This is a genomic window from Arthrobacter sp. H35-D1, assembly GCF_030063185.1.
Taxonomy (GTDB): Bacteria; Actinomycetota; Actinomycetes; order Actinomycetales; family Micrococcaceae; genus Specibacter.
The window spans coordinates 140,551-165,362 of sequence record NZ_JASISP010000004.1; the positions used below are offsets into that span (position 1 = coordinate 140,551).

General features: G+C 63.1%; 23 protein-coding genes. 17 read left to right on the top strand and 6 right to left on the bottom strand.

The window, feature by feature from the left end:
* Nucleotides 1-21 precede the first annotated feature (21 nt).
* From atpD to QMG25_RS07435, 3 genes are read left to right on the top strand one after another with little or no spacing between them, the layout of a single operon-like run.
* The gene (gene atpD, locus QMG25_RS07425; protein WP_283458992.1) at nt 22-1,479 is read left to right on the top strand and encodes a F0F1 ATP synthase subunit beta; all 1,458 of its coding nucleotides are present in this window, start codon (nt 22-24) and stop codon (nt 1,477-1,479) included.
* A 2-nt stretch (nt 1,480-1,481) separates the two neighbouring features.
* The gene (locus tag QMG25_RS07430; RefSeq protein ID WP_283458810.1) at nt 1,482-1,772 is read left to right on the top strand and encodes a F0F1 ATP synthase subunit epsilon; all 291 of its coding nucleotides are present in this window, start codon (nt 1,482-1,484) and stop codon (nt 1,770-1,772) included.
* Between the two features lie 10 nt (nt 1,773-1,782).
* Nucleotides 1,783-2,214, top strand: coding sequence for a DUF2550 domain-containing protein (locus QMG25_RS07435; RefSeq protein ID WP_283458812.1), 432 nt, complete (start codon nt 1,783-1,785; stop codon nt 2,212-2,214).
* 73 nt (nt 2,215-2,287) lie between these two features.
* Here QMG25_RS07435 and QMG25_RS07440 read toward each other — a convergent pair whose 3' ends face one another.
* From QMG25_RS07440 to nucS, 3 genes are all read right to left on the bottom strand, one after another.
* Nucleotides 2,288-2,491: a cold-shock protein gene (locus tag QMG25_RS07440; RefSeq protein ID WP_283458814.1), complete on the bottom strand. Its 204-nt coding sequence runs from the start codon at nt 2,489-2,491 to the stop codon at nt 2,288-2,290.
* Between the two features lie 148 nt (nt 2,492-2,639).
* On the bottom strand, nt 2,640-3,884 hold the full coding sequence (locus QMG25_RS07445) for an N-acetylglucosamine-6-phosphate deacetylase (protein ID WP_283458817.1): 1,245 nt from the start codon (nt 3,882-3,884) through the stop codon (nt 2,640-2,642).
* Between the two features lie 34 nt (nt 3,885-3,918).
* Nucleotides 3,919-4,614 carry an endonuclease NucS gene (nucS, locus tag QMG25_RS07450; RefSeq protein ID WP_283458819.1) on the bottom strand — a complete coding sequence of 232 codons (696 nt, stop codon included), beginning with the start codon at nt 4,612-4,614 and terminating at the stop codon, nt 3,919-3,921.
* A gap of 71 nt (nt 4,615-4,685) precedes the next feature.
* Between nucS and QMG25_RS07455 the strand changes: the two genes are divergently transcribed.
* Both QMG25_RS07455 and QMG25_RS07460 read left to right on the top strand, forming a co-directional pair.
* A complete protein-coding gene (locus QMG25_RS07455) occupies nt 4,686-5,036 on the top strand; it encodes an Rv1322 family protein (RefSeq protein ID WP_283458821.1) in 351 nt (116 codons plus the stop codon).
* Between the two features lie 59 nt (nt 5,037-5,095).
* Complete coding sequence (locus QMG25_RS07460) at nt 5,096-5,899, top strand: alpha/beta hydrolase (protein WP_283458823.1); 804 nt, start codon at nt 5,096-5,098, stop codon at nt 5,897-5,899.
* On the opposite strand, the gene QMG25_RS07465 is transcribed toward QMG25_RS07460, so the two are convergent.
* Nucleotides 5,896-7,311, bottom strand: coding sequence for an AI-2E family transporter (locus QMG25_RS07465; protein WP_502866365.1), 1,416 nt, complete (start codon nt 7,309-7,311; stop codon nt 5,896-5,898). The genes QMG25_RS07460 and QMG25_RS07465 overlap by 4 nt on opposite strands.
* A gap of 205 nt (nt 7,312-7,516) precedes the next feature.
* Here QMG25_RS07465 and QMG25_RS07470 point away from each other — a divergent pair, with 205 nt between their 5' ends.
* From QMG25_RS07470 to QMG25_RS07500, 7 genes are all read left to right on the top strand, one after another.
* The gene (locus QMG25_RS07470; protein ID WP_283458824.1) at nt 7,517-9,790 is read left to right on the top strand and encodes a hypothetical protein; all 2,274 of its coding nucleotides are present in this window, start codon (nt 7,517-7,519) and stop codon (nt 9,788-9,790) included.
* 121 nt (nt 9,791-9,911) lie between these two features.
* Nucleotides 9,912-10,859: a tetratricopeptide repeat protein gene (locus QMG25_RS07475; protein ID WP_283458826.1), complete on the top strand. Its 948-nt coding sequence runs from the start codon at nt 9,912-9,914 to the stop codon at nt 10,857-10,859.
* 180 nt (nt 10,860-11,039) lie between these two features.
* Nucleotides 11,040-11,834 carry an ABC transporter ATP-binding protein gene (locus QMG25_RS07480; protein WP_283458828.1) on the top strand — a complete coding sequence of 265 codons (795 nt, stop codon included), beginning with the start codon at nt 11,040-11,042 and terminating at the stop codon, nt 11,832-11,834.
* The gene (locus tag QMG25_RS07485; RefSeq protein WP_283458830.1) at nt 11,816-13,399 is read left to right on the top strand and encodes a transporter; all 1,584 of its coding nucleotides are present in this window, start codon (nt 11,816-11,818) and stop codon (nt 13,397-13,399) included. The genes QMG25_RS07480 and QMG25_RS07485 overlap by 19 nt, the downstream gene beginning before the upstream one ends.
* Before the next feature lie 99 nt (nt 13,400-13,498).
* The gene (gene nagB, locus QMG25_RS07490; protein WP_283458832.1) at nt 13,499-14,281 is read left to right on the top strand and encodes a glucosamine-6-phosphate deaminase; all 783 of its coding nucleotides are present in this window, start codon (nt 13,499-13,501) and stop codon (nt 14,279-14,281) included.
* A gap of 154 nt (nt 14,282-14,435) precedes the next feature.
* Nucleotides 14,436-14,759: a DUF3039 domain-containing protein gene (locus QMG25_RS07495; protein ID WP_283458834.1), complete on the top strand. Its 324-nt coding sequence runs from the start codon at nt 14,436-14,438 to the stop codon at nt 14,757-14,759.
* Nucleotides 14,760-14,898: 139 nt separating this feature from the next.
* Entirely contained in the window at nt 14,899-16,671 is a 1,773-nt protein-coding gene (locus QMG25_RS07500) for a DEAD/DEAH box helicase (RefSeq protein WP_283458836.1), read from the top strand.
* Between the two features lie 33 nt (nt 16,672-16,704).
* On the opposite strand, the gene QMG25_RS07505 is transcribed toward QMG25_RS07500, so the two are convergent.
* Together QMG25_RS07505 and QMG25_RS07510 are read right to left on the bottom strand one after the other, a co-directional pair.
* Nucleotides 16,705-17,775 (bottom strand): Ig-like domain-containing protein, encoded by a 1,071-nt coding sequence (locus QMG25_RS07505; protein WP_283458838.1) that lies wholly within the window; start codon nt 17,773-17,775, stop codon nt 16,705-16,707.
* Nucleotides 17,772-18,440: a sigma factor-like helix-turn-helix DNA-binding protein gene (locus tag QMG25_RS07510; protein ID WP_283458840.1), complete on the bottom strand. Its 669-nt coding sequence runs from the start codon at nt 18,438-18,440 to the stop codon at nt 17,772-17,774. The genes QMG25_RS07505 and QMG25_RS07510 overlap by 4 nt, the downstream gene beginning before the upstream one ends.
* Before the next feature lie 416 nt (nt 18,441-18,856).
* Between QMG25_RS07510 and QMG25_RS07515 the strand changes: the two genes are divergently transcribed.
* The 5 genes from QMG25_RS07515 (at nt 18,857) to QMG25_RS07535 (ending at nt 24,776) form a co-directional block, all read left to right on the top strand.
* Nucleotides 18,857-19,507 carry a hypothetical protein gene (locus QMG25_RS07515; protein ID WP_283458842.1) on the top strand — a complete coding sequence of 217 codons (651 nt, stop codon included), beginning with the start codon at nt 18,857-18,859 and terminating at the stop codon, nt 19,505-19,507.
* Nucleotides 19,508-19,509: 2 nt separating this feature from the next.
* Nucleotides 19,510-20,814, top strand: coding sequence for a phage tail sheath family protein (locus QMG25_RS07520; RefSeq protein ID WP_283458844.1), 1,305 nt, complete (start codon nt 19,510-19,512; stop codon nt 20,812-20,814).
* A 1-nt stretch (nt 20,815) separates the two neighbouring features.
* Nucleotides 20,816-21,301, top strand: coding sequence for a phage tail protein (locus tag QMG25_RS07525; protein WP_283458846.1), 486 nt, complete (start codon nt 20,816-20,818; stop codon nt 21,299-21,301).
* Nucleotides 21,302-22,500: 1,199 nt separating this feature from the next.
* On the top strand, nt 22,501-23,265 hold the full coding sequence (locus QMG25_RS07530) for a CIS tube protein (protein ID WP_283458849.1): 765 nt from the start codon (nt 22,501-22,503) through the stop codon (nt 23,263-23,265).
* Nucleotides 23,262-24,776, top strand: a complete 1,515-nt coding sequence (locus QMG25_RS07535) for a phage baseplate assembly protein V (protein ID WP_283458851.1) — start codon at nt 23,262-23,264, stop codon at nt 24,774-24,776. Before QMG25_RS07530 ends, QMG25_RS07535 begins: the two co-directional genes overlap by 4 nt.
* The last annotated feature ends 36 nt before the right edge of the window (nt 24,777-24,812 follow it).

Below are 24,812 nucleotides of genomic sequence, written 5' to 3' on the forward strand. Positions count from 1 at the left end.
TACACAAGTGAAGTGAGAGAGATGACTGCCCAACTCAACGAGCAGGGAACCGCAGCGAAGGCCGGTGCCACAGGCCGCATTGCGCGTGTTATCGGCCCGGTTGTCGACGTCGAATTCCCGGCCGACGGCATTCCCGCCATTTACAATGCACTCACCACCGAGATTACTCTCAGCGGTGTGAGCAAAACCATCACCTTTGAAACCAGCCAGCACTTAGGTGACGGCCTGGTTCGGGCCATCTCCTTGCAGGCGACCGACGGTCTTGTCCGCGGCACCGCCGTGCAGGACTCGGGTTCACCGATCACCGTGCCGGTAGGCGACGGCGTCAAGGGCCACATCTTCAACGTCTTGGGCCAGCCGCTGGACGTGACGGAAGCGGAACTGGACTACACCGAACGCTGGTCCATCCACCGCAAGCCACCGGCTTTTGCCAGTCTCGAAGGCTCCACGGAGATGCTTGAGACCGGTATCAAGTCCATTGACTTGCTGACCCCCTACATCCAGGGTGGAAAGATTGGTCTGTTCGGTGGTGCCGGTGTTGGCAAGACCGTTTTGATCCAGGAAATGATCACCCGTGTTGCCCGCAACTTTGGTGGCACCTCGGTGTTCGCCGGCGTTGGCGAGCGTACCCGCGAAGGCAACGACCTTTGGGTGGAAATGGAAGAGTCGGGTGTTCTCAAGGACACTGCGCTGGTCTTCGGCCAGATGGATGAGCCGCCGGGAACGCGCTTGCGTGTTGCCCTGTCGGCACTGACCATGGCGGAGTACTTCCGCGATGTGCAGAACCAGGACGTGTTGCTCTTCATCGACAACATCTTCCGTTTCACGCAGGCAGGCTCGGAAGTTTCCACGCTGCTGGGGCGCATGCCTTCAGCTGTGGGTTACCAGCCCAACCTGGCCGATGAGATGGGCCTCCTGCAGGAGCGCATCACCTCGACCAAGGGCCACTCGATCACGTCCATGCAGGCCGTTTACGTCCCCGCTGACGACTACACCGACCCGGCCCCGGCAGCGACCTTCGCGCACTTGGATGCGACCACGGAACTTTCCCGTGAAATCGCTTCACGTGGACTGTACCCGGCCATCGACCCGTTGACGTCCACGTCGCGAATCCTTGACCCGCAGTACGTCGGACAGGCGCACTACGACACGGCAGTGCGCGTGAAGCAGATCCTGCAGAAGAACAAGGAACTGCAGGACATCATCGCCATCCTCGGCATCGACGAACTCGCTGAAGAGGACAAGGTCGTTGTTTCACGCGCCCGTCGCATTCAGCAGTTCCTGTCGCAGAACACCTACACCGCCAAGCAGTTCACCGGCGTCGACGGCTCGACGGTTTCCATTGCGGACACCATCGAAGGCTTCACCGCCATCTGCGACGGCGACGTGGACCACATTGCCGAGCAGGCGTTCTTCAACATCGGCGGCATGGATGATGTTGAGCGCCAGTGGGCCAAGATCCAGGAATCGACGAATTAAGCATGGCTAACCTCGAAGTTGAAATCGTAGCGGCGGACCACTTTGTTTGGTCCGGTGCAGCGACCCTTGTCAAGGGTTTCACCAGCGAGGGCGAGATCGGCATTTTGCCCGGTCACACCCCGTTGCTCGCGGTTTTGGCGCCGGGCTTGCTGGAGATCGCCCCCGCGGACGGATCCCGCTTCTTTGTTGAAGTGGACGGTGGCTTCTTCTCGGTTGACAGCAACCGGGTCGTGATCGTTGCTGACAATGCGCAGTTGAAAGACGGCGCATCGTCTGGCGCTGGGATTCGCTAGAAATCACTTGATGAACGATCTGGGTCTTCCGTTCATCGCACTGGCTGGAGCATTCCTGCTGGTTGTTATTGCACTGTGCTTGTTCGGGGTGCGCCGCATAATGTTGCGGCGTGCCCTGGGCACAGTGGACGCCTCCATTTGCACAGCGGAAAATCGCTGGGCAATGGGGGTTTGTCGTTATCGGGAGTCGGTCCTTGAATGGGTCCGGCTCCTTTCGTTAAGCCCGTTGCCAACGAAAACGATGCAACGGAGCAAGATTGAGCTGGTGGGACGCCGCGAACCCACCGAATCGGAGCTGACACGGATCCCTCCCGGCGTCGTCGTAGTGATCCTGTCCTATGAAGGCACCGAAGTGCTCCTGGCCATGAAGTTTGGCGCCTATGCCGGGCTTTCCGCTTGGCTTGAGGCGGGCCCGCACATCGGTGTGGGCACTTGGCGCTGAGCCGGACGCACAACAGCCCCCGACGAGTCCGCCGGGGGCTGTTGGCAAAGCTGCTGCTTGCTGGGTAGGGCGCCTAGATTGCGATGACGCCGGTAGCCTGGGGGCCCTTGGTGCCCTGGCCAATCTCAAACTCAACCCGGGCATTTTCATCCAAGGTCTTGAATCCGCCGCTTTGGATTTCCGAGTAGTGGACGAATACATCTCCCTCGGCGTTGTCGGGGGTGATGAAGCCGAAGCCCTTTTCGGCGTTAAACCACTTGACGGTTCCCTGTGCCATGTACATTTCTCCTTGTGATGAAAGCTCATACTGTACTGCCCTGTGTATCGTTCAGCCATTGGCCGAACGCCCTACACCGAACCGTCTTCAGCATGACATGGCTCACATGCAAGTTCAATGAAGGGCAGCAATGAGTCGCCTTTGTTTCTTAATCCAGCCACACTCCGGCTCGCATGACGCGCTGGAGGTCCAGTTCGGCGTCGACTATGAGGAAATCGGCGCGCAGTCCGCGCCGTAGGGAGCCCACCTCATCGTTCAATCCAAGCACCGATGCGGGGACCACGGTGGCCGACTTCAGCGCGTCGGTGAACTTGACGCCTGCGGCCGTGGTGCGACGAAGCACGTCAAGCAAGGTGGCCGTGCCGCCGGCGATTGAGCCGGTGGCGTCCAGGGTGGCAACGCCGTCGGCAACGGTGACGGGGGACGGCCCGAGCATGTATTGCCCGTCCGCCAAGCCCGCAGCCGCCATGGAGTCGGTGACAAGAACAATGTTCTCCGCGCCAACCAGCCCAAAGACGGTTTTGACGGTTTCCGGGTCAAGGTGGGTGTTGTCTGCCACCAGCTCGACGGCGGCGTCTCCGGTGTGGGCGATGCGCAGGCAGGCGGCCACGGGGCCGGGGGAGCGATGATGCATGGGCGGCATGCCATTGAAGAGGTGTGTGACGGTGGGGCGGCCCGACGTGCCGCCAAACCCTGTCGAATCAAGACCCTCTCGGGCTTGCGCCAAGGATGCGGCCGCCGTGGCTGTGTCGCAGTCGGTGTGGCCCACCGAAGGCGTGATGCCGTGCGCAGTGAGCAGGTCGACAAGATCAGCGGCACCGGGCAGTTCAGGTGCGTACGTCATGGTGGTGATGGTGCCGCGGCCGGCCTCGATGAGCGTGGACATCAGCTCAAGGTCCGGCTCCAACAAGAAGGCAGGGTTTTGCGCCCCGCACCGTGCGTGCGAGAGGAAGGGGCCCTCCAAGTGGATGCCCGCCACCAGGCCTTCATCCGTCAAACCGGCATAGACGCCAATGCCCTTGATGAGGTCCTCGGGAGCTGCGGTCACCATGCTTGCCAGCAGCGTGGTGGTGCCTGCACGGTGCAGGAAGTCGATGGCAGTGCGGGCGGAAGCCTCGTTGCCGCTGGGGAAATCCCCGCCGTTGCCGCCGTGGTTGTGGATGTCCACCAGGCCCGGAAGAATCAGCTGCCCGGCTGGCAGCGTGATGATATTGGCAGCTTCCATGTCTGCCGGCTCGAACCCCGGTTCGTCAAAGTGGTCGGCACGGCCCGCATAGACAATCCTGTCGTCTTCAATGGCGAGCAGGCCGTTGTTGAGGACGCCGCGATCCGTGGCAATGGCGCCGTGGATCAAGAACTTGGTGGACACGGTTGCGGGGATTGGATCAGTCATGGAACAAGTCTAGTCAGGATGCGGTCCCGGATGCCTAGAACAGCCGTGACGCGCTGTCATCGACGCCGCGCATGGCGTCGTAATCGAGGGTTTTGCACTCAATGCCGCGGTCGGTGGCAAGCGTCTTGGCTTGCGGCTTGATTTGCTGGGCGGCAAAAATGCCTCGCACGGGGGCCAACCGTGGGTCGCGGTTGAGCAGTTCCAAGTACCGGGTGAGTTGTTCCACGCCGTCAATGTCGCCGCGGCGCTTGAGTTCAATGGCCACCGTGGCGCCTGCTGCGTCACGGGCCAGGAGATCGACGGGGCCAATGGCGGTGAAATACTCGCGCCTGATCAAGGTAAATCCGGTGCCCAACAGCTCGATCTGCTCTGCCAGCAGCCGCTGCAGGTCGGCTTCGACGCCGTCCTTGATAAGGCCCGGGTCAAGGCCCAAGTCGTGGCTGGAATCGCTGAAAAGTTCGTAAATGTTGATGATCAGCTTGTCGTCGGCCTTGGTGGACTGCACCACCCACTGCTCCACCACGCCGTCCTCAAGCTCGGATTCCTCGGGGCCCACCGTGCGCAGCGTTGCCGGCGGACTCATCCAGTTCAACGGCTTGTAGGAGCCGCCGTCGGAGTGCACCAAGACTGAGCCGTCGGACTTGACCAGCAGCAGCCGTACGGCGAGGGGAAGATGGGCTTTGAGGCGTCCGACGTAGTCGACGGAGCACTTGGCAATCACTAAACGCACGTCGTCCACTCTAGCGGTTCGCCGCCGGGGTTGCGTCGGCGCACCGGCAACAGTGCGGCACAATGGAAGGCATGCCCCGATCCAACCGCCCACGCCGCAGCCCCGGTTCCCCAGCGCGCAGCTCCAAATGGACCAAGGGCGCGCAGCGGAACGATGACGACGGCGAAGACTTGAATCGGACGCGCCTGGGAGTGCCTGCCACCGAAGCGGCGCCCGACGGCGTATGGGCGGTCCGGAGCATCAGTGCCGGGAACGCGCAAAAGGCTTATACCTGCCCAGGCTGCAACCATCCCGTCATGCCCGGGGTGGCACATCTGGTGGTGTGGCAGGAGGATGCCTTGTTCGGCGCCGAGGCGGGGCTGCGCGAGCGCCGCCATTGGCACAGCAATTGCTGGCGGGGACGCAGTTACCGCTACAGATAGCCGCACAGGCTGCGGCGCAAGGGGCACTGCCGCCGCAAACCACCGGTAGGCTGGAAGGCATGGTTTTTGATCCTTCCTCCCTTGCCTACGTTGACGACGGCGCACCGGTTGCCGTGCGTGCCTCGACCATCCTGCCCGCAGTGCGGGAGAACGTTGAACTGCGCACCGCCGACGGCCTGACTCTTGTGGGTGAACTGGCCATGCCTTCCGATGGGGTTGTGCGGGCCACGCTCATCACTTTCCACCCGCTGCCCACGCACGGCGGCTTCATGGACTCGCACGTGTACAAAAAAGCCTCCTACCGACTGCCTGCCCTCGCCGGCATTGCGGTGTTGCGCTTTAATACGCGCGGCACCGTCTCGCCCCGGGGAACAAGCGAAGGGTCCTTCGAAGAAGGAGTTGGGGAGCGGCTGGACGTGGAGGCCGCCGTGGAATTTGCCGTTGACCGCGGACTGCCCAACCGTTGGCTGCTGGGGTGGTCGTTCGGCACGGAGCTGGTCTTGAAGTACGGGGCCGTGCCTCCTGTTGCCGCAGAGATTGAAGGTGCCGTGCTGCTTTCGCCGCCCCTGCACCGTGCCGGCGATGCCGATCTTGAGGCTTGGGCGGCCTATGGCAAGCCATTGACAGTGCTTGTTCCGGAGCTTGACGACTATCTGCAGCCCGAAGCCGCGACAGCGCGTTTTGCCAGGATCCCGCAAGCCCGGCTGGTCCCCGTTGCCGGGGCCAAACACCTGTGGGTGGGGGAGAAGTACGCAGCGCGTGCCCTGAACGAAATTGCCGCCGCCGTGCTCGGTGTTCCCGTTGAACTGCCTGCCGAATGGCGTGGACCGGTGGCGAGCCTTCCGGTCCAGCTGCCCGGTTAGTGCTTGTCCTGGTGGGCTATGTAAACTTCCCTGACCAAAAGCATGATCGCGGCTGCCGTGGGAATGGCGATCAGGGCTCCGAGCACTCCCAGCAGGGTGCCGCCGGCGATCACTGAAATCACGGCGACGGCGCCGGGCACGGCGACGGCCTTTTGCATGATGCGCGGGGAGACGAAGTATGCCTCAAACTGCAGGTACGCAAAGTAGCAAATGGCATAGATGAGCGCTGTCTGCCAGCCTGCCGTCAGACTGACGGCGATGACAACGACTGCTGCGATCATGCCGCCCACCAGCGGGATAAAGGCCAGCAACGCCACGACAAAGGTCAGCAGCAGGCTGAACGGCACGCCCAGGATCGACATCACTATGAAGGCAAACGTGGCGTTCAACACAGCTACGCAGACCTGGCCGATCACGTAGTAGCCCACGCCTCGGGTGATTTCCTCGCTGAGGTCTTCAACCCGATCGCGGCGCGAGCGCGGGGCCAGGCGGTAGCTCCACTTTTTCAGGGCTGGCAGGGCTGCCAGGAAGTACAGGCTGAGCACAAGCACAATCAAGGTGCCAAAGAGCCCGTTGGCAAGCGTGGATCCCACGCCCAGCACACCGCCAAAGATCCCGCCCACTGCCTGTGCGTCCTGGAAGAACTTGGCGACCTGCTCGTTGATCGTGTCAAGGACGTGGTATTGCCCGTCCAGCTGCTTGAAGAAATCAGAAGCAAGGAAGTCCTTGATCCAGATGGGGGCGTTTGTCACCAACTGGGTGGTCTGATCAACGATGGTGGGGATGAGCGTGGCGAAGAAGATTGCCACCAGGCCCAGCAGGGCCAGCAGCACCAGGATGATCCCCAACGGGCGGGGGACCTTGCGACGTTCGAGCCACCGCACTACGGGGTCCAAGCCCAGTGCAATGAAAAGCGCCGTGACGATCCACAACAACAACGACTGCGTGTTGGCCAGGATGTAGCTGAGGAACAAGGCAATGCCAACGCCCACAGTGCCCATGAAGCCCAAATAAATGGGGTGGCGGAAGAAGTTGGAGGACGCGGAGCCTGGATCAGCCGGCTCCGCTGTTGCCTCGCCGCTGCCGGCAGGAGGCTCCAACGGGACGTCAAAGCGGACGCGCGGCTGGGCGCCCGGAATCGGTTGGCTTAGCTTCATGAGCACCCACGCCCGCCAACCCTTGGCCTGCGGGGTGCTCTGGGCTGGCTTTGAAGCCGTTGCTGCTGCCACGGGCGCTGCAGCAACGGCTTCCGTCGAGTCCGACCCTCCCTTTTCACCACGGCCCGTTTGACCAAGGCCCGTTTCGTCGGGTTGGCGAATCTGCGGGTTGGGCGCGTCGGCAGGGGCATCGGGGGACTCCGGCTGGTCTTTGGGGACATGGCCGGCAGCGCTTGGTTCAGGTGAAGAACTCACGGATTTGCTTTCAGGTTAGGGGACGGCAGCGGTCGTTGCCTCCAACTCTCGATAGTCAGTCGAGAGTATCAGCGCAGCTACGGCGCAGCTGCGAGCCACAGCAGGCCAACGTGAGAAATGTCAAAAGGGAATGACCTATTGATAACGGTTCGGTTACCCTTGGAACATCGACCACAGCAGTGTTCCGCCGATGTTAGGTAGTTTCTTGCGTTTAAAAATTGCAATCGTCTTGGCTGTCTTGGGCCTTCTGGTGCTGGGTACGGGCATTGGCCAGCGCACCATTTGGCTCCCGCCGTCCACGCTCACGGCCGCGGTCCCGGCAGATGTCAAGGCAGCCCCGGCAGTCAAGACGTCCCCGCTGACAGTCATTGGCCCCGGCGTGCTCAAAACCCACGACGGCAAGTTCACGCTGACCGTCAAGAGCGACGGCCCCATCCAGTTGGCCGTGGGACGTGTGGATGACGTCTTCGGTTGGGTTGACGACGCCGCCTACACCACCATTGGCGCTGCCAGCGACGACTTCAGCGAGCTGAACGTCGAGAGCACACCAGGTGTTGAAAAAGTGCCCAACCCGAGCGGTTCGGACCTGTGGGTCAGCGAGGAAAAGGCCACCGGAGAGCTGACCTACACGTGGCAAGCCCCGGGCCGCGGCGACTGGGCCTTGCTGGTCTCCTCCGACGGCACCGCACCTGCCCCCATCGACATCTCAGTCACCGCGGACAACGACGCCGCGACGCCCTGGGCGGTGCCTTTGATGATCATCGGCTCGGCACTGCTGGCCTTGGCCGCCCTGCTGTTCTTCATCGCCCCCCGCAAGCCCAAGCAAGCCCAGGCTGTGGCCGGACGTCGCGCAGCCGGCCGCACCCCGGCCGACCCGGCCACGGGCGCGCTGGAAGTGGACAAAATCGTCGCCTCCCGCAGAAACCGCGCGCCCGCAGCTGCAGATGGTACAGCCGCGGACAGTGCTGCCCAGGACAGTGCGGCCCAGGACAGTGCTGCCCCAGACAGTGCTGCCACAGACAGTGCCGCCCCAGACAGTGCTGCCGACGCGAAACTGCCCACCGCTGATGCCACTTCCGCCCTGCCTGCAACGTTGACGAAAAAGGACACTGGCATCCCCGCCGAGGCTGATTCCAAGCCCGACGCCGCTCCGGGCTCCAAGCCCGACGCCGCTCCGGGCTCCAAGCCCAACGCCGCTCCGGGCTCCAAGCCCAACCCAGAACCCAACTCCAAGGACGACTCAGGGCACGATGCAGGCTCCAACGGCGGGACGCCTTCCGGGGCTGCCGCCACCGACGCTTCCCCCGGCACCACGAAGGGTGCCACCAAGGACGACTCAACAAAGGGCGCAGAGAAGGACCCAGCGAAAGATGCTAAAAAGAACGACGGCAAGGCGAAGTTCACTGCACCTGCTGCACAGTTGCGAACTGTGAAGAACAGCGTGAAGGCTCGTTGGGGGGCCATTTTGGCCGCCGCGCTGCTGGCCGGAAGCATCAGCCCGGCCGTCGCCGCCGATCCAACCACCCCGGCTCCTGAGCCCAGCGCCAGTGTTCCGGCAAGCGAACTCGCCAGCGGTGCCCCCGCAGCCTCGGAGGACCCTGCTGCCGCAGCGTTCCCGAATCTGTTGGACAGTCAGGTGGAGCGCATCTCGGCGTCCGTGGCCGCTGTGGTGGCTTCCGGAGACAATGCCAAGAACGCCAAGGAACTATCGCCACGCGTCGCGGGCATGGCACTGGCCGTCCGCACCTCGAACTACAAGATTCGCGCCAAGGTGGCCGAGCATCCCGCCATCGAGCCCGTCGATGCCACGAAGATGCTGGCAAAGGTAGTCACCACCACCCGCACCTGGCCGCGGTCGGCCATGCTTGTCACGCAGGGGGAGAACAATGAGCTGCCCCAGCTGCTGACCCTTGTCCAGGCAAGTCCGCGCGAAAATTACAAGCTCATCCAGGCGACGCCCCTCTTGCCGGGACAGACCTTCCCCAAGGTGGACAAGGAAGGGACCCAGGCCGTGCCGCTTGATTCCGCCGAGGGTCTGATATTCAGCCCCAAGTCGGCCATTGCGGTGCTGAGCGACCGCCTGACCACGTCCAAGAGCAAGTACAAGGACTCCTTCAATGACAGTGTTTACATCAGCAGTGTCCTTGACCTGCAGAAGAAAATTGTTGCCGATGCGAAGGATGCCAGCTACGTGTTCAGCCACAAGGGCGACCTTGACTCCGCGGTGGCCATGCGCACTGCCGACGGCGGCGCCATGGTTGTCGTGGGCAACAACTTTGGCATTGCTGCAACCAGCAAGGATGAGGCCACATTGAAAGTGGGCGAGGATGCTGCCGTATTCACAGGGGGCAGGGAGACCGTCAAGGGGTTCACCTTGAACTACGCCGAACCCATTGTCATGTACATTCCGCCGGCGGGGGATGGCAAGATCACGGTCCTCTCGGCCACCAGAAACTTGGTGAGCGGGAAGTTCAAGTAACCGGCATCCGCCGGTGCAGGTGAACTCGTCCAAGTCTGTCCTGCTCCATCGTTCGCAATCCCATGTTTCGCCCGCGGCGAGAAGCCACACCGCCGCGGGCCGGCACAGTTAGAGTGATTTTATGAGTCAAAACAGCCCCATGCCACCCAACGCCTCGCCCGGGATCAACCTGCGCGGCGCCGTCGACCTTTCAGCCTTGAAGAACCGGGCCACCACAACTGAGCCAATCGCTCCCTCCGGCGGTTCGCCCTACGCCGTGGACGTCAACGAGCAGAGCTTCCAGGAGTTTGTCCAGCTCTCACAGAAGGTGCCCGTGGTGGTGGCGCTGGGGTCAGGGCGCTCACAGCAGTCGGCGCAGGTCAACGCGCTGCTGGAGAAGCTGATGAATGAGCACGGCGGGAAGATCGCGTTGGGCCGGGTTGATGTGGATGCCAGTCCACAGATTGCCCAGGCCTTCGGAGCTGCGGCCGTGCCCACCGTCATCGCCCTCATCAAGGGCCAGCCCGTTCCCATGTTTGAGGGCGACCTGCCCGAGGACCAGGTGCGGGAGTTCCTCGCCGAACTGCTCAAGGTCGCTGCCAGCAACGGCGTGACGGGCAACCTGGGCGGCGCTCCGGAACCCGACGCCGAGCAGCAGGAACCACCCTTGCCGCCGCTGCACCAGGCGGCCCGGGATGCCATCGACGCCGGGGACCTTGAACTGGCACAGGCAAGCTACGAGAAGGCGCTGGCGGAAAAACCCAACGACGCCGACGCCAAGATCGGGCTGGCGCAGGTGAACCTGATGCGGCGCGCGGCACAGCTCAATGTGGTCCAGGCCGAGGAATTCCGGTCCTTGGCCGCCGGCGACCCGGACGACCTCGACGCCGCCCTGGCCGTGTCCGACTTGGATGTCACGGGCGGCCATGTGGAGGACGCGCTGGCCCGCCTGGTCAAATACATTGGCACCCACTTCGGCCCTGAGCGCGACACCGCCAGAGTTCGCCTGCTGGCACTCTACGACGTGGTGGGCGTGGGCGACCCCCGTGTCTCGGCATCCCGCCAAGCCTTGGCCCGCGCCTTGTTCTAAGCTGTTCAAGCGGAGCAGGAACCCAAGCAAAAAGCCCCCTTCGCAGGTGCAGCAATCGCTGCGCGGAGGGGGCTTTTTGCACCCGCCGGGCCCGCGCCTCCGCCTTTCCTTCTTGCTGGGACGTCAAGTTCATCCTTTCGGATGGCCGGTTGCGCCACTGCCGCTTGTTAGTGTGTGGACATGGAGAATATCTCAGCTGAACAGCACCCGGCAGCAGGGCTCCCGCCTGCGCTTTCCATTCGTGGATTGAGCAAACGGTTTGGCGCGAAGCTTGCCGTTGACGGCATTGACCTTGACGTTCCCGCAGGCTCCTTTTATGGCCTGGTGGGCCCCAACGGGGCAGGCAAAACCACGTCCCTGTCCATGGCCACGGGCCTGCTGCGTCCGGATGCCGGCCAAGTTTGGGTGCACGGTGTGGATGTCTGGCAGCAGCCCCTCGTGGCCAAGCGCCTTATGGGCCTGTTGCCCGACGGCGTGCGCCTCTTCGACCGCCTCAGCGGCGAGCAGCTTGTCAGCTACGCGGGGTTGCTGCGCGGGATGGACAAGGACACGGTGGCCAGCCGGGTCAAGGACCTGCTGGCCGCGCTTGACCTTGGCAAGGACGCCGGGACGCTTGTGGTGGACTACTCGGCCGGCATGACAAAGAAAATCGCCTTGGCCGCCGCATTGATCCATGCACCCAGGCTGCTTGTCCTCGACGAGCCCTTTGAATCGGTCGATCCGGTCTCGGCCGCCAACATCCGCGACATCCTTGCCGACTACGTCAAGTCAGGGGGCACCGTCATTGTCTCCAGCCACGTCATGGACCTTGTGCAACGCATGTGCGACCACGTGGCTGTCATCGCGGCAGGTCGCGTGCTGGCTGCCGGCACCGTCGATGAGGTGCGCGGCAACCAGAGTCTGGAAGAAAAGTTCGTCGCACTGGTCGGCGGACGCAACGAGACGGCGGGGTTGTCATGGTTGCGCACCTCGTAAGGCTGAAGCTGGCGCTGCTGCGCAACTCCCTCAAGCGCAGCCCATGGCAGCTGGTGGGCTTGATTATTGGCGGCCTGTACGGGCTGGGCATACTGGCTCTGCTGTTGGCGGGGCTGGCTGCTCTGGGTGCGGCGGATCCGGAAGCCATTGGCACCGTGGTGGTGCTGGCCGGCGCGGCGGTGGTACTGGGCTGGCTGGTGGTCCCGGTGGTGCTCAATGGACTGGACATGACCCTTGACCCGGCACGGTTCACCACGTACTCCATACCCATGAAGTCGCTGCTGGCGGGACTGTTGCTGAGCAGTTTCATCGGCATACCGGGGGCAATAACGCTGCTGGCGTCGGTGGGTACGGCAGCGTCGTGGTGGAGCCATCCGTTGGCTGGCGTGGTTGCCCTGCTCTGCGGCGCCCTGGGCGCCGTGACATGCATCACGGCCTCCCGCGCCGTGACTGCAGCCAGTGCCAGCTTGGCTTCTTCCCGGCGGTTCAAGGACGTGAGCGGCATTGTTGTCCTGCTGCCGCTGCTCTTCCTGGGCCCCATCATCAATGGCATCTCCAGCGGTGTGAGCAACTTCAGTGCTTACCTTCCGCAACTGGCCAACAGTATTTCCTGGACACCGCTGGGGGCCGTCTGGGCGGTTCCGGCCGAGATTGCCCAGGGCCATTACGGCCCGGCGGGCCTGAAGTTCCTGATTGCCCTGGCCACCATTGCCGCTCTTGTCTGGGTGTGGAAGGCGTGCCTGGCACGGGCGCTTGTCACACCGGCCTTTGCCGGAGGGGCACGCCGCGGAGCCGGCAAAATGGGTTTCTTTGGCTGGTTCCCCGCCACGCCTGCCGGAGCCGTCGCCGCACGCTGCTTGACCTACTGGTTCAGGGACCCGCGCTACAGTGCGGGGCTGCTGATGGCCCCGCTGCTGCCGCTGGTGTTCGTTTTTGCCGGTTCACAGTTTGGCGGCGGGACCGCCATTGGGGTCGCGCTGGGCTTTGGTGCCGCCTTGGCCGCATTCCTGGTGGCCTGGTCCATCAGCGCCGACATCTCCTACGACAACACGGCTTTTGCCCTGCACGTTGCCACAGGCATCAGTGGTTTGGCGGACCGTACGGGCCGTGCCATGGCAGCCGGGGTGCTGGCGCTGCCGCTGGGAGTGCTGTACGCCGTCGTCGGTGCCATTTTCTCCAAGGACATGAGCCAGCTGCCGGGAACCTTGGGACTTGTCCTCGCAGTGGTGGGTTCGGGGCTGGGGCTGGCCAGCGTGTTCTCCGCGCGGTTTACCAGCAACGTTCCGCTGCCCGGAGACAGTCCCCTGAAGACCCGGCCCGGGAATGGATTTTCCGCTGCACTGATCCAGTTGGCCGGGTTTGCCGGACTGGGCGTGCTGGTGCTGCCCGAGTTGATTTTGCTCATTGTGGCCCTGGTGTCCGGGCAGGTGCTGTATTCCTGGCTGGCTCTCGTGGTGGGGATGATCCTTGGCGCCGTGTTCCTGGCCATCGGCGTACGCCAAGGTGCCAAGATCTACGACAAGCGCGCCCCCGAGCTGCTGCTGTCGGTTTCAGTGGACCGTTAGTTGATGGCTGTCCGCACTGGATAAGGTGGAGGGCAGCAACTTTGCATAAAAGTTTCGAATTCCACAGGCACGTGTGTGCCGCGAAAGGAAGCGTGTTCCATGGAGGTAATTGTCCTCCCCAGCAGCAAGGAAATTGGCGCCCTGGCTGCCGACGCCATCGAGTCGTTGGTGCGCACCAAGGCCAACGCCGTCATCGGCCTGGCCACAGGGTCCTCCCCGTTGCCGATCTACGACGAGCTGGCACGCCGCCACGACGAGGAGGGCTTGAGCTTCGCCGAAACCAGCGGCTTTGCCTTGGATGAGTACGTTGGCTTGCCCGTTGGCCACTACGAGTCGTACCGCGAAGTGATCCGCCGCGAGTTCACCCACCGCGTGGACGTCAAGGCCGAAAATGTGCACGGCCCCAACGGTGCAAGCGAGAACTTGGAGGACGCCTGCCAGTCGTACGAGGACGCCATTGCCGCGGCTGGCGGCATTGATCTGCAGATCCTTGGCGTTGGCACCAACGGCCACATCGGCTTCAACGAGCCCGGCTCGTCCCTTGCCTCGCGTACCCGCATCAAGACCTTGGCCGAGCAGACACGCCAGGACAACGCGCGCTTCTTTGACAGCATCGCACAGGTTCCGCACCACGTGGTGACGCAGGGCCTGGGCACCATCATGGACGCCCGCCACCTTGTTCTGGTGGCCTTCGGCGCAGGCAAGGCCGACGCCGTGCGTGACTTCGTTGAAGGTCCGGTCTCGGCCGCGTGCCCTGCCTCAATCCTGCAGTTCCACCCGCGCGCCACCGTCATCATTGACGAGGCCGCGGCGTCCAAGCTCGAAGGTGCGGCGGCATACCGCAACGCCTTCAACAACAAGCCGGAGTGGCAGAGTCTCTAACAGCGGCAGCTTGGCGGGAGGCAAGTGATATTCGCGTTTCGCCTCCCGCCGTCGTCCGCGCTCCACCCCGGCTCGCCGAGAGATTCCGGCGCGTGAGGTCCCCGTGGAACTTTGCCTCGGTGAGTCGCGATGGAGATGACGCTAGAATGGATCCATGAGTTTGCCTCCAGACCCCTTCGAAAATGATCCCACTGGCAATCCCGGCACCGGTGGCGGATCGACTGCCGTGATTGAACGCGAGGAACTGCGCCAGGAAGTCGAGCCCGGCGACAGCGAACGGTTCTCGCACTATGTCCGCAAGGAAAAGATCATGGAATCGGCCCTGTCGGGCGATCCCGTGGTGGCCCTGTGCGGAAAGGTGTGGACGCCGGGACGCGATCCGCACAAGTTTCCGGTCTGCCCCGATTGCAAGGCCATCTACGACGGCCTGATGCCCGAAGGCGGCAAGGGCAAGGGTCCCAAGAAACCCAAAGAGTAGCCCTTCGGCCCGAACCACAGCGGCCGCAACAACATTGGCCACAAAAACAGTGGCAAGGACGGCGCAACCGCCGTTGTTCCACCGTGCCCGGTACAGGGTGCGCAGTGCAGGAAGAAGTGACAAGGATGGCGGGAAATACGTGACGGAAACATTGTTTGGCGGCCCGTCGCTGCCTCCCGCCTACCCGGAGCGTGCCGCTTGGGGAACGGCCCAGAAACTGCGTGCCTGGCAGACCGAGGCCATGGAAAAGTACTTCAGTGAGAATCCGAAGGACTTCATGGCCGTGGCCACCCCCGGCGCCGGCAAGACGACGTTTGCCCTGCACATCGCCACGGAGCTGATTGCGCGCGGCACCATCAACAGGGTCACGATTGTCACGCCCACCGACCACCTCAAGCGGCAGTGGGCGGACGCGGCCGCAAGGGTTGGGATCGCCATTGACCCCAACTTCAAAAACGCCGACGGCCGCCATGGCAAGGGCTTTGCCGGCGTGGCCGTGACGTATGCGCAGGTGGCCAGCAAACCCATGCTGCACCGGGCCAAGACCGAGGCCGCACGCACTCTTGTCATCATGGATGAAATCCACCATGGCGGCGACGCACTGTCGTGGGGCGACGGCATCCGGGAAGCTTTCGACCCTGCCACCCGGCGCCTTGCCCTGACGGGAACGCCTTTCCGCTCCGACACGGCCGCCATCCCGTTTGTCGAATATGCCGAGGACCGCGACGGCATCCGTCGTTCACAGGCCGACTACACCTACGGCTACGGCGAGGCGCTGCGGGACCACGTGGTGCGCCCCGTCATGTTCATGGCCTACTCGGGAAAAATGCGCTGGCGGACAAGTGCCGGCGAGGAAATGGCGGCCACGCTTGGCGAAGCCGTCACCAAGGATGTCACGTCCCAGGCCTGGCGTACGGCCCTGAACCCGCTGGGGGAGTGGATTCCCGCCGTGTTGGCTGCCGCCGACAAGCGCCTGACCGAGGTGCGCCGTGCCGTGCCCGACGCCGGCGCCATGGTCATTGCCACGGACCACGAAGACGCCCGTGCCTATGCCGCGCAGCTGAAGAAGATCACCGGCGAGTCGCCCACGGTGATCTTGTCCGACGACGCCAAGGCCTCGGACAAGATTGATGCGTTCTCCTCCGGCGAGCAGCGTTGGATGGTGGCCGTGCGCATGGTTTCCGAAGGCGTTGACGTGCCGCGTCTGGCTGTGGGCGTCTACGCGACCTCCACCGCCACGCCGTTGTTCTTTGCCCAGGCCGTGGGACGTTTTGTGCGCGCCCGCAGGAGGGGCGAGACGGCGTCGATCTTCCTGCCGTCGGTGCCGAACTTGATGGAACTGGCCAACCAGCTGGAGCTTGAACGCGACCACGCGTTGGACCGCCCCGACAAGGACCCGGACGGTTTCATCGAAGAAGACGATGAAATGGAGGAGGCCAACCGCGAGGAAAAGGCCTCCGACACGCTGGAAAAGTTCAAGTTCGAGGCACTGGAATCCCAAGCCTCCTTTGACCGCGTCTTGTTCGACGGCGGCGAGTTCGGCACCGGCGGCGCCATCGGCAGCGAGGATGAACTGGACTTCCTCGGCATCCCCGGACTGCTTGACGCCGACCAGATGGGCCTCCTGCTGCGCCAGCACCAGGCCGACCAGCAAACCCGGAGGCGCAAAAACGCCCCGGCAGCGGCCGAACCCGATGCCGCACCGCTGGTGGACCACCGCATGCTCATGGACCTGCGCGGTGAATTGGCCAAGAACGTCTCCGCGTGGAGCGCCCGTTCGGGCATGCCGCACGGAATGGTGCACAGCGAGCTGCGCAGGATCTGCGGGGGCCCGGCAGTTGCACAGGCCAACGAACCTCAGCTCCAGACGCGGCTGAAGAAGCTGCAGGACTGGTTCATCGGCCGCAAGTAGCGAGCGTTGGCGCATCGGATCCTGCAGGAAGCCCTAGCTCGGCGGATTCTGGGGGAAAACGGCAAAGGATGCTTCTCCGGTAAATCCATCCTGCTGGACAGTGACGGTTGCCGCTGTACCGACCGGATCGGTGGATTGTCCCTCCACCGGGGGAGGAGCCTGACTGGTGCCGACGGCCACTGCCAATCCGTTCTGATCAACCTGCACCACTTTGTCATTGCTTGTTGACCAGACGGCCCTGTCAGCAAGACGGGTGTTGCCGTCATTGAGCACGAACTCGGCCTTCAGCTGCTGGCTTTGTCCCACTTGGAGCTCGGTTGCAGGCGGGTCGATCCGCAGGCCCACGATCGCCACCGGGACATCAATGTGAGCCTGGGCTGTCTGCCCGTCCTCGGTCAATGTGATCAGCGCGCTGCCCGTTCCGGTCGCTGTCACCAGCCCCCCTCCGTCAACGGCAGCCACGGCCGGGTTGTTGGATCGCCAGATTCCCGTGGCTCCAACCGGTCTGCTGGAACCGTCGCTGAACGTGCCAACGGCAGCCAGCTGCAAGGATTGTCTCAGTCCCAAGGTGACAGTTGGAGGCGTCAGTGAAATTGACGTCAGTGAGGGACTGGCAGTTTGCAGGACAGTGAACTGCAGACGGCCCTGAATGGATTCCCGAGTGGCCTCGATGGTAATCCTGCCCGGATTCAGTGCCCTGACCACTCCGGCGGAATCGACTGTGGCGATGTCCGCATCGCTCGAAGCCCAACGCACTCCATCGGTCAATGGCTGCACAGACCCATCACTGAAACGGCCCTCCGCATCCATTTGCACTGACTGCCCCGTTTCCGCACTGGCCCCATCGGCATGGACTGTGATCGACACCAAGGTACGTGCCAGCGAAGGCTCCGGCGCCGTGTCAGCTCCGGCCGCCAGCGAATGGGCCAAAAAAAGGGAAGCTGTGAGAGCCAACATCACTGTCATGACGGCGGCATAAGTGACAATGAGGCGGAGGCGGTATCGTTGCCAGCCGCGCGTCAGGGCACGCTCGCCGTCGACGGCTTGCAGAGTGGCACGTTCGGCCGCCTCCAGCCAAAGACTCTGCTTCAACGAGGGGTTCACGGTCCCGTTCCGCCCGAAGCCAATCGATTGACAGCAGCTTCCGCAGCGTTCAGTGTGGCGGCTGTCTGTCGCAGCGACGAACCCGTGATGGATGCAATCTGGGACAGAGGGAGGTCGGCGAACTCGTGGAGAACCACCACGACCCGCTGCGTTGGGGACAGGCTCGCCAGCGCAGCCACTGGCGTTGGGGCAGCATTGTTGGGGGCCGGAAGCTGCGCCCACTTCCTGTGCGAGTCAAGCAATTTCACTAAAACGCACAAAATGTAAAGGCGGGTCTCTTCGGTAATGGGGCCGCGCCACGTGGCAGTTGTTTTGGCCCATGCGGACTCCAACAGCGAGGCGGCGAGCACGGGGTCGTCACACAGCAATTGGGCGCACAATTCCAGTTCCCCGGAATCCCCCCTGATCTCTGTGGACAGTTCTTGCCTGCGGTTTCTCACGGCTGCCAGAACTTTCACTCCTGTGGGGAAGCCCAACTCGATCTCGCGCACGGATGGAAGCAGAATCACCACCACGAACAGGACAATTCCAATGCCCATCGGAACGAGGCCGAGCGTGTTGGGAATTTGCCACCCGGCGATCACAATGGCTGCAGCGAGGAGAGACAGCAGCAGCCTGGCTGGACGGAGAACCGACTGCCACTTTCGTTTGGGAACATCGCACATGGTAACTTCCTGGTGAAGCCGTCAAAGAGTGGAGCTGCTAAAGACCGGACCGCCCAGTCTGAATTTGGGGGCCAATGCCCCATGGTGTCAACTGCCATTGAAGCAAATTCGCGGACATTGCTGATCCCCTTCGCTGACCCATGAAGAGCCGATGGAAGGCAAGCATGCAACATGAGCTGGATATGGCTCATCCCAGGCCCTCGCTGCACGCACTGAACAGTGTTCTGCAGCAAGTAGCGAGGTGGTTGACAGCAGTCACTTCACTGCCACTTCAGTCCTCCCATGGCACCGCCCCCAGTGGTTGACTGACGCCACGGGAATGGGCACAGCAAAATAGTTGTTCGTGACGGAGCTCACAGTTGAGAGTAGTCTGGGTCTATCCCCTTGGCGGGGGCGGTCAGGAACGGGGTGCAGCCGTGAGCGTGGTGAGAACTGAGCTGGCCGCACTGGTGGAAATACTCCGCTCTGCTGTCCCGCCCGACGATGTTCGCCTGGTCGATGACGATGAAAATGACCGCGAGCCTGCGCCGGTGGCTGTCCGGGCCATCGCACTCAGCCGGGTCGGACGGTCACGCCGGGCCGGACCTGTTTTGGATCTGGAACTGGCTGTTTCCGTGGTTTGCACAGGGGATCAGCGGTTGGAGAATCTGGAAAGGCTGATAACCACCATCGAGGGCGGCAGCCGGTATTCCACCAGCACATTGGATCGGAGGTGGCCTCCGGCAACGCCCGCAGGCATCGGCTTTCAGGTTCAGGTGCCGGTTGCCATCCCGCTCGACGAGCCGATGGCAGTGACCGTCCGGGAGCCGCTGCAGGTGAAAATGCAAGTGGGGCGGCATCTCACCGGAGTCGTTATTGACACTCACGGTAACGGTCTTGGCGGTGCACGCGTCCGATCCGCAGCCTCCAGTGTTGCCGTAGCCTGCGATCCGCAGGGACGGTTTGAATGCTTTTCCACGTCGGACACGGAACAGTTGCTGACTGTCGAGTTTCAGGATTCAATCAGGCAGTTCACCGCCAACGCGAGAATGCTTCCCATCACCCTTCGATGGGATGGAAAGGATTAGCCATGCCCAACTATCTGGCCCCGGGAGTTTATGTACAGGAGGTGCCCAGCGGCGCCCGGTCCATTGGCCGCGTAAATACCAGCATTGCCGCGTTCATTGGGGTGGCGCCCATGGCGTCAGCCCGGCTGGACGAAGCAGTGGTCATCGACAATTACACCCAGTTCGCCGACATGTACGTGGGAGAGTCGACGGCAGGGACGGCCCTTGCCAACGCCGTTTACGGGTTCTTTGATGAGGGTGGCGGACGGTGTTACGTCGTCAACATCGGCCTGAACGGATCCCTTACGGGCACGTCTGCCAAGCCGACGGGCCTGAAGCTGCTGGAAGCCATCGATGACATCTCCATGGTGGCTGCCCCAGGCTATGCGGATCCAGCGGCCTATGCCGCGTTGATTGGCCACTGTGAACATCCGCTCCGACAGGACCGCATGGCGATTTTGGACACCGTGGAAGTGGTTGATGACGTCTCTGCACTGACCCGGGTCGGAACTGTGGGGGACTCCGATTCCGCACCCGGCGGTGACAGCTCCGCGAGCACCGGGTCGGGGCACGATACGGCGCCGGACGGCGGCGATGCGGACTCCGGGTCCAGCCCGCCCACCCCACCTGCGAAAAAAGTTCCTGCTGCGGAATTGGCGCTCGGTGCGCCGCAGTCACCCGGAGGCTACGCAGCACTGTATTACCCCTGGATTCGGGTAAAGGACGTGGTGACAGGCAATCTCGTCAACCAGCCGCCATCTGGACATGTCGCGGGCGTCTGGGCGCGGGTGGACAACAGCAGAGGTGTCCACAAGGCCCCGGCCAATGAGCCAATCCGGAACGCGCTTGGCTTGGTACGTCGCATTAGCAGGGGCGAGCAGGAGGTGCTGAACCCTGCCGGGGTCAACTGCATTCGGTATTTCCCCACGGAGGGAACACTGGTGTGGGGTACCCGCACGCGCGCCGCAGAGGCCAGTCCGTACCGGTATATTCCCGTGCGTCGGCTGACAAACATGATCAAGGAGTCAATTGCCGATGGCACCCGGTGGTGTCTCTTTGAACCGAACGGCTTCGAATTGTGGCGCTCAATTCATCGGGAGATCAGCGCATTTCTTACAGGTGTGTGGCGTGACGGGGGATTGCTGGGGCGCACCCCACAGGAAGCCTTCTTCGTCCAGTGCGACGCGACCACCAATCCACCGGATGTTCGGGATGCCGGTCAGGTCATCGCCATCGTTGGCATCGCGCCCGTGAAGCCCGCTGAGTTCGTCATTTTCAAGGTGATGCAGTCGGCGGACATCACCGAGATCCAGAATGTAGGAGCTTAGGATGAGTGAACAACCAGCGTCCGTGCCCGCTGCTCAGCCGGGAAATATTGTGGACCCATACCGCCAATACAACTTCAAACTGGTCATTCAAGGCGTGGTCCAGGGACATTTCACCCGGATTGACCCGTTTGAAATCATTGTCCATCACCTGGACCACCGTGAGGGAACCGATCACGCCACCACCACGACCCTGATGGGCAGGGTCGAATATCCGCCCGTGACACTCCGCTATGGTCTGACAGAGTCGAGAGAAATGTGGCGGTGGCTCTTCAATGCCGTGTCCGGCGTGTCGGACCGCCGCAACGTCTCGATCGTGCTGCTCAACGAGTCGGGAACTGACGAGGTTCGGCGCTGGAACCTCATCCGGGCCTGGCCTTGCCGTTGGCGCAGCCCGTCCTTCAAGGCGTTGGGAAACGGCTTGGCCATCGAACACATGACACTTGCCTATGACCGGCTGGAGCTCGACGATGCTGGCGCGGCTGGGTAAGAGGGTGGGGGCCTTGCTCCGGAAGGCCGCCCAAGCCCTGGAAGGCGAACCGGCCGGGAAGTCCGCAACCACAGCTCAGCGGAATCAAACTCTGGACATGGATTTGAGCGGCATGGACTTTCACGATGCCCCCGAACACTGGATTCAAATGCTGCGTGACGGTGGCATGGAACCCGCCATGTCCCACGACTCCACCAATGTTGCGCCATGGTCACCCAGCTGGGGGCCACCGCTGGAAGGGCCTGTTGGTGCAGACATTGGCGCAGACAATCCGTCGCAGCAGGTCGGGGGTTCGGCAGGTCCCAGCCGTGATGACGTGTCCCGTCCACCCGACCCGGTGTTGGCTCCACCACATGGCAGCGGCGGCGCACGGCGCTGGGCAGACAAGAGTCAAAGCGGCCGCCTCAACCTGTCTCGTCGAGCGGCCGCACCAGAGGCCGGGGAGACGGGCAAGTTGAAACGGCCCGCTGGACAGACGGATACAGCCTCAGGAAAAGGGCAAATCGGGAAGACCGCCGCAGACGCCCATGTACATCGTCCACCGGCCGCTGAAACCATCACGGAATCTAGGCATCCTGATGGACACAGCCACAGCGTGGCCCGTGCGGTTGATCCTGCGCGGTTCGGGCTCCCGGACCACAAAACAGTCACGGCGGCCAGTCCCCCTGCAGTGCAGGAGACACCCGGCAATCCGCCCGCCGCCCGCCCGCAACTCGGACAACAGCACAAGGCGCAACGCGAATCCGGGACAACGGGGGAACCTTCCGATCTGCGGCAGGGAGCAGCTGAACCAGATGCAAGATTCCGAAAGGTCCGCAGCCGGAAGCAGAGGCGCCAAAGGATCAGTCGCCCTGGACTGAACCAGCACCGGAGCGAAGCTGGCGCTTCGCCGGGGCAGCGTGGGGGACAGGGACAGGGCCGTGCAGTGAGGCAGAACGGCCCTGCCGAAACCCGGCCTCAAGAGCACGCAAAAGCGCAGGGCCAGGCCCGCACAAACATTCAGACTCTCGTCCAAAACCAGCCCCGTGCCACGTCTACCGGACAAAAATCGGATACGGCCAGCCAGTCACCGTGGCCTGAGCTGAACCACGCTTTCCCGGCACCAATTACCGTGATGGCTCCGCCTGCCGATGCACCCGCCCTTGAACGTTCCCTGGCACGTGCCCATCGGCTGCGCGCCGAGCAGGCTGAGGTGTGACATGGAGAGAGTCGCGTTTTTGATCGAGGACACCGGCGAGCACTTTGGGGCCCTGCTTAATCCTGAAACTGTCCTCATGTCGCGAACGGCCGGCGTCGAACCGCATCGTTCCGGTGGCGGCAGGCTGGCTGGTGCAGCCCTGGCGGACGACCCCCTGCTGTTTACGGGCGGCGGCCACACCGAACTTCGAATGGATCTGGTTTTTGACGTTGACCTGGCCCCGGCGCATCTGTCCGTTTCTGATGTACGCCAAATGACCAGACACATCTGGAGTTTGGCTGAGAACTCAACCGAAGTTGAGCAACAGCGCCGACCGCCGTCCGTCCGTTTTGTGTGGGGCCGGGCATGGAATGTGCCGGGAGTTGTCACGGAGGTGGCTGAACGCTTTGACCGTTTCGCCCCGGACGGGTCACCTTTGCGGTCATGGATGCGTTTGGTTTTTGTCCGCGTCGGCCAAAACCCGGACGAAGAAGGCGGGGAGAATTACGAGTTGGCCCAGCGGCTGCCCGCTGTGGATCTGACGGCACCCCCCGTGGGTGCATTGGAGGTCATTGGTGATGGCGCCGACGAGGACTTGATGGAGGAAGACGACGGGAACTCCATGGTGTCTCTGCCGCACGTTCCCCCCGGAGAGCTGGGAATTCTGTCCTGGCGTGCGTTTGGAACACCGCTGCAGTGGAAACTCCTGCTCGGCTACAACAATATCGACAACCCCTTTGGGTTCGCCGGTCCGTTGGCAGTTCCACCTGTTGTGGAGGACAGATGAAAGCCATCCAGGGACTGCCGGAACTCGTCGTCACCCTCGGGCGGCGGCGGCTCTCTGCCGCCGAACTGGCGGGCATGACCCGGATCCAGGTCCGGTCGGCGCTGGCCCAGCCGACGCAGTGTCTGGCCGTTTGGCAGGTCGGTGATGCCGGCGGTTCCCGCCGAGTTGAGCCGGCTCCGGGGGATTCCTTGAAAGTGGAGCTGGCTGGTCACCGCACCCCATTGTTCGTGGGAGAAGTGACGGTTGTTGAGCACGGCTACGGCTCCGGCCGGCTTCAGGAAGTCAGAGTTCGGGCCTATGACGCGCTGCACCGCCTGCGTAAACGCCAACATACCCGGCGGCACGAAGCCGGTAACCTTGCCGAATTGGCTGCGCGCTTGGCGGAGGGCACCGGACTTCGGATAGTGGGGGGTGGGAATCGTATTGGGGCCGTGTACCAGTGTGCGCGCTCGGACCTGGATCTGCTGGTTGAGGCCAGCGCACGGCTCGGACTCTATCCAGTTGTTGATGAATCCACGCTGCGTCTGGTGGGCCTGGGCGGGGACGGGGAACCGATTGAGCTGGCATTGGGTTCCACTCTGCATTCGGCGGAGCTGGAAGTGAGCCAAGAACCGTCCTTCCGCAGTGCGGCCGTCAATGCCTGGAATCCGGACGGGGCGGGCACTGTCAGCGGCAGCGCCCGCAGCGAACGGGCACGTCCTTCTGTTCGCGCCGATCCGGCACCTCAGGGAGTAGGCGGAGGCGGGCTGCTGCAACGGTCCAATGAAACGTTCGACGACGGGAGTATTGCCGCGGAGCTGGCCCAGGCAGATCTCGACGTACGTTTGGCTGCCGAAGTTGGGGGCGTGCTTGTTGCCGCGGGCAATCCGGCCATGCAGGCCGGACGGCGAGTGCAGATCAGCGGGGTGGCGAGGGACTTTGAAGGCACCTACCCCATATGCAGCGCGCTGCACACTCTCAGCGGCGACGGGTATGAAACCACCCTGTCAACCCTCCCACCACCGCCACCGCGTACCCGGGCAGCGGATGTGACGACGCTCGGCGTGATCACCGATGTTGAAGATCCGCAACAACGCGGACGGGTGCTGGTCCGTCTTCCGGCCTATCCGGACTTGCTGACGCAGTGGGCTCCCGTTCTGGTGATGGGTGCCGGCGCCAACAAGGGCGCGGTGATACTGCCTGACACCGGGGATACCGTGCTGGTGCTGCTGGTCGCGGGAAGTCCGGAAGACGCCGTCGTACTCGGAGGGCTCTTTGGCGAAAACCAGCCCCCGGACGCCAGCGTCCCCGGTGAGCGGGGCAGCCGTTACACGGTCCGGACCGCCGACGGCCAGGAATTGGTCCTGAACGGGGCGGCTCATGGTGTGCGGTTGAGCGACGGGCGCGGATCGCTGGTGGAGATGGGTCCGGATCTGCTGCGAATCACCGCGGCCACCGATCTGGTGCTGGAGGCGCCCGGCCATGCCATCCGCATTCGGGCCCGAGCGGTGGATTTTGAGGAGGCGACATGAAAATTCTGGTTGCGCGTGGCATCCTCCGTTGTGGAC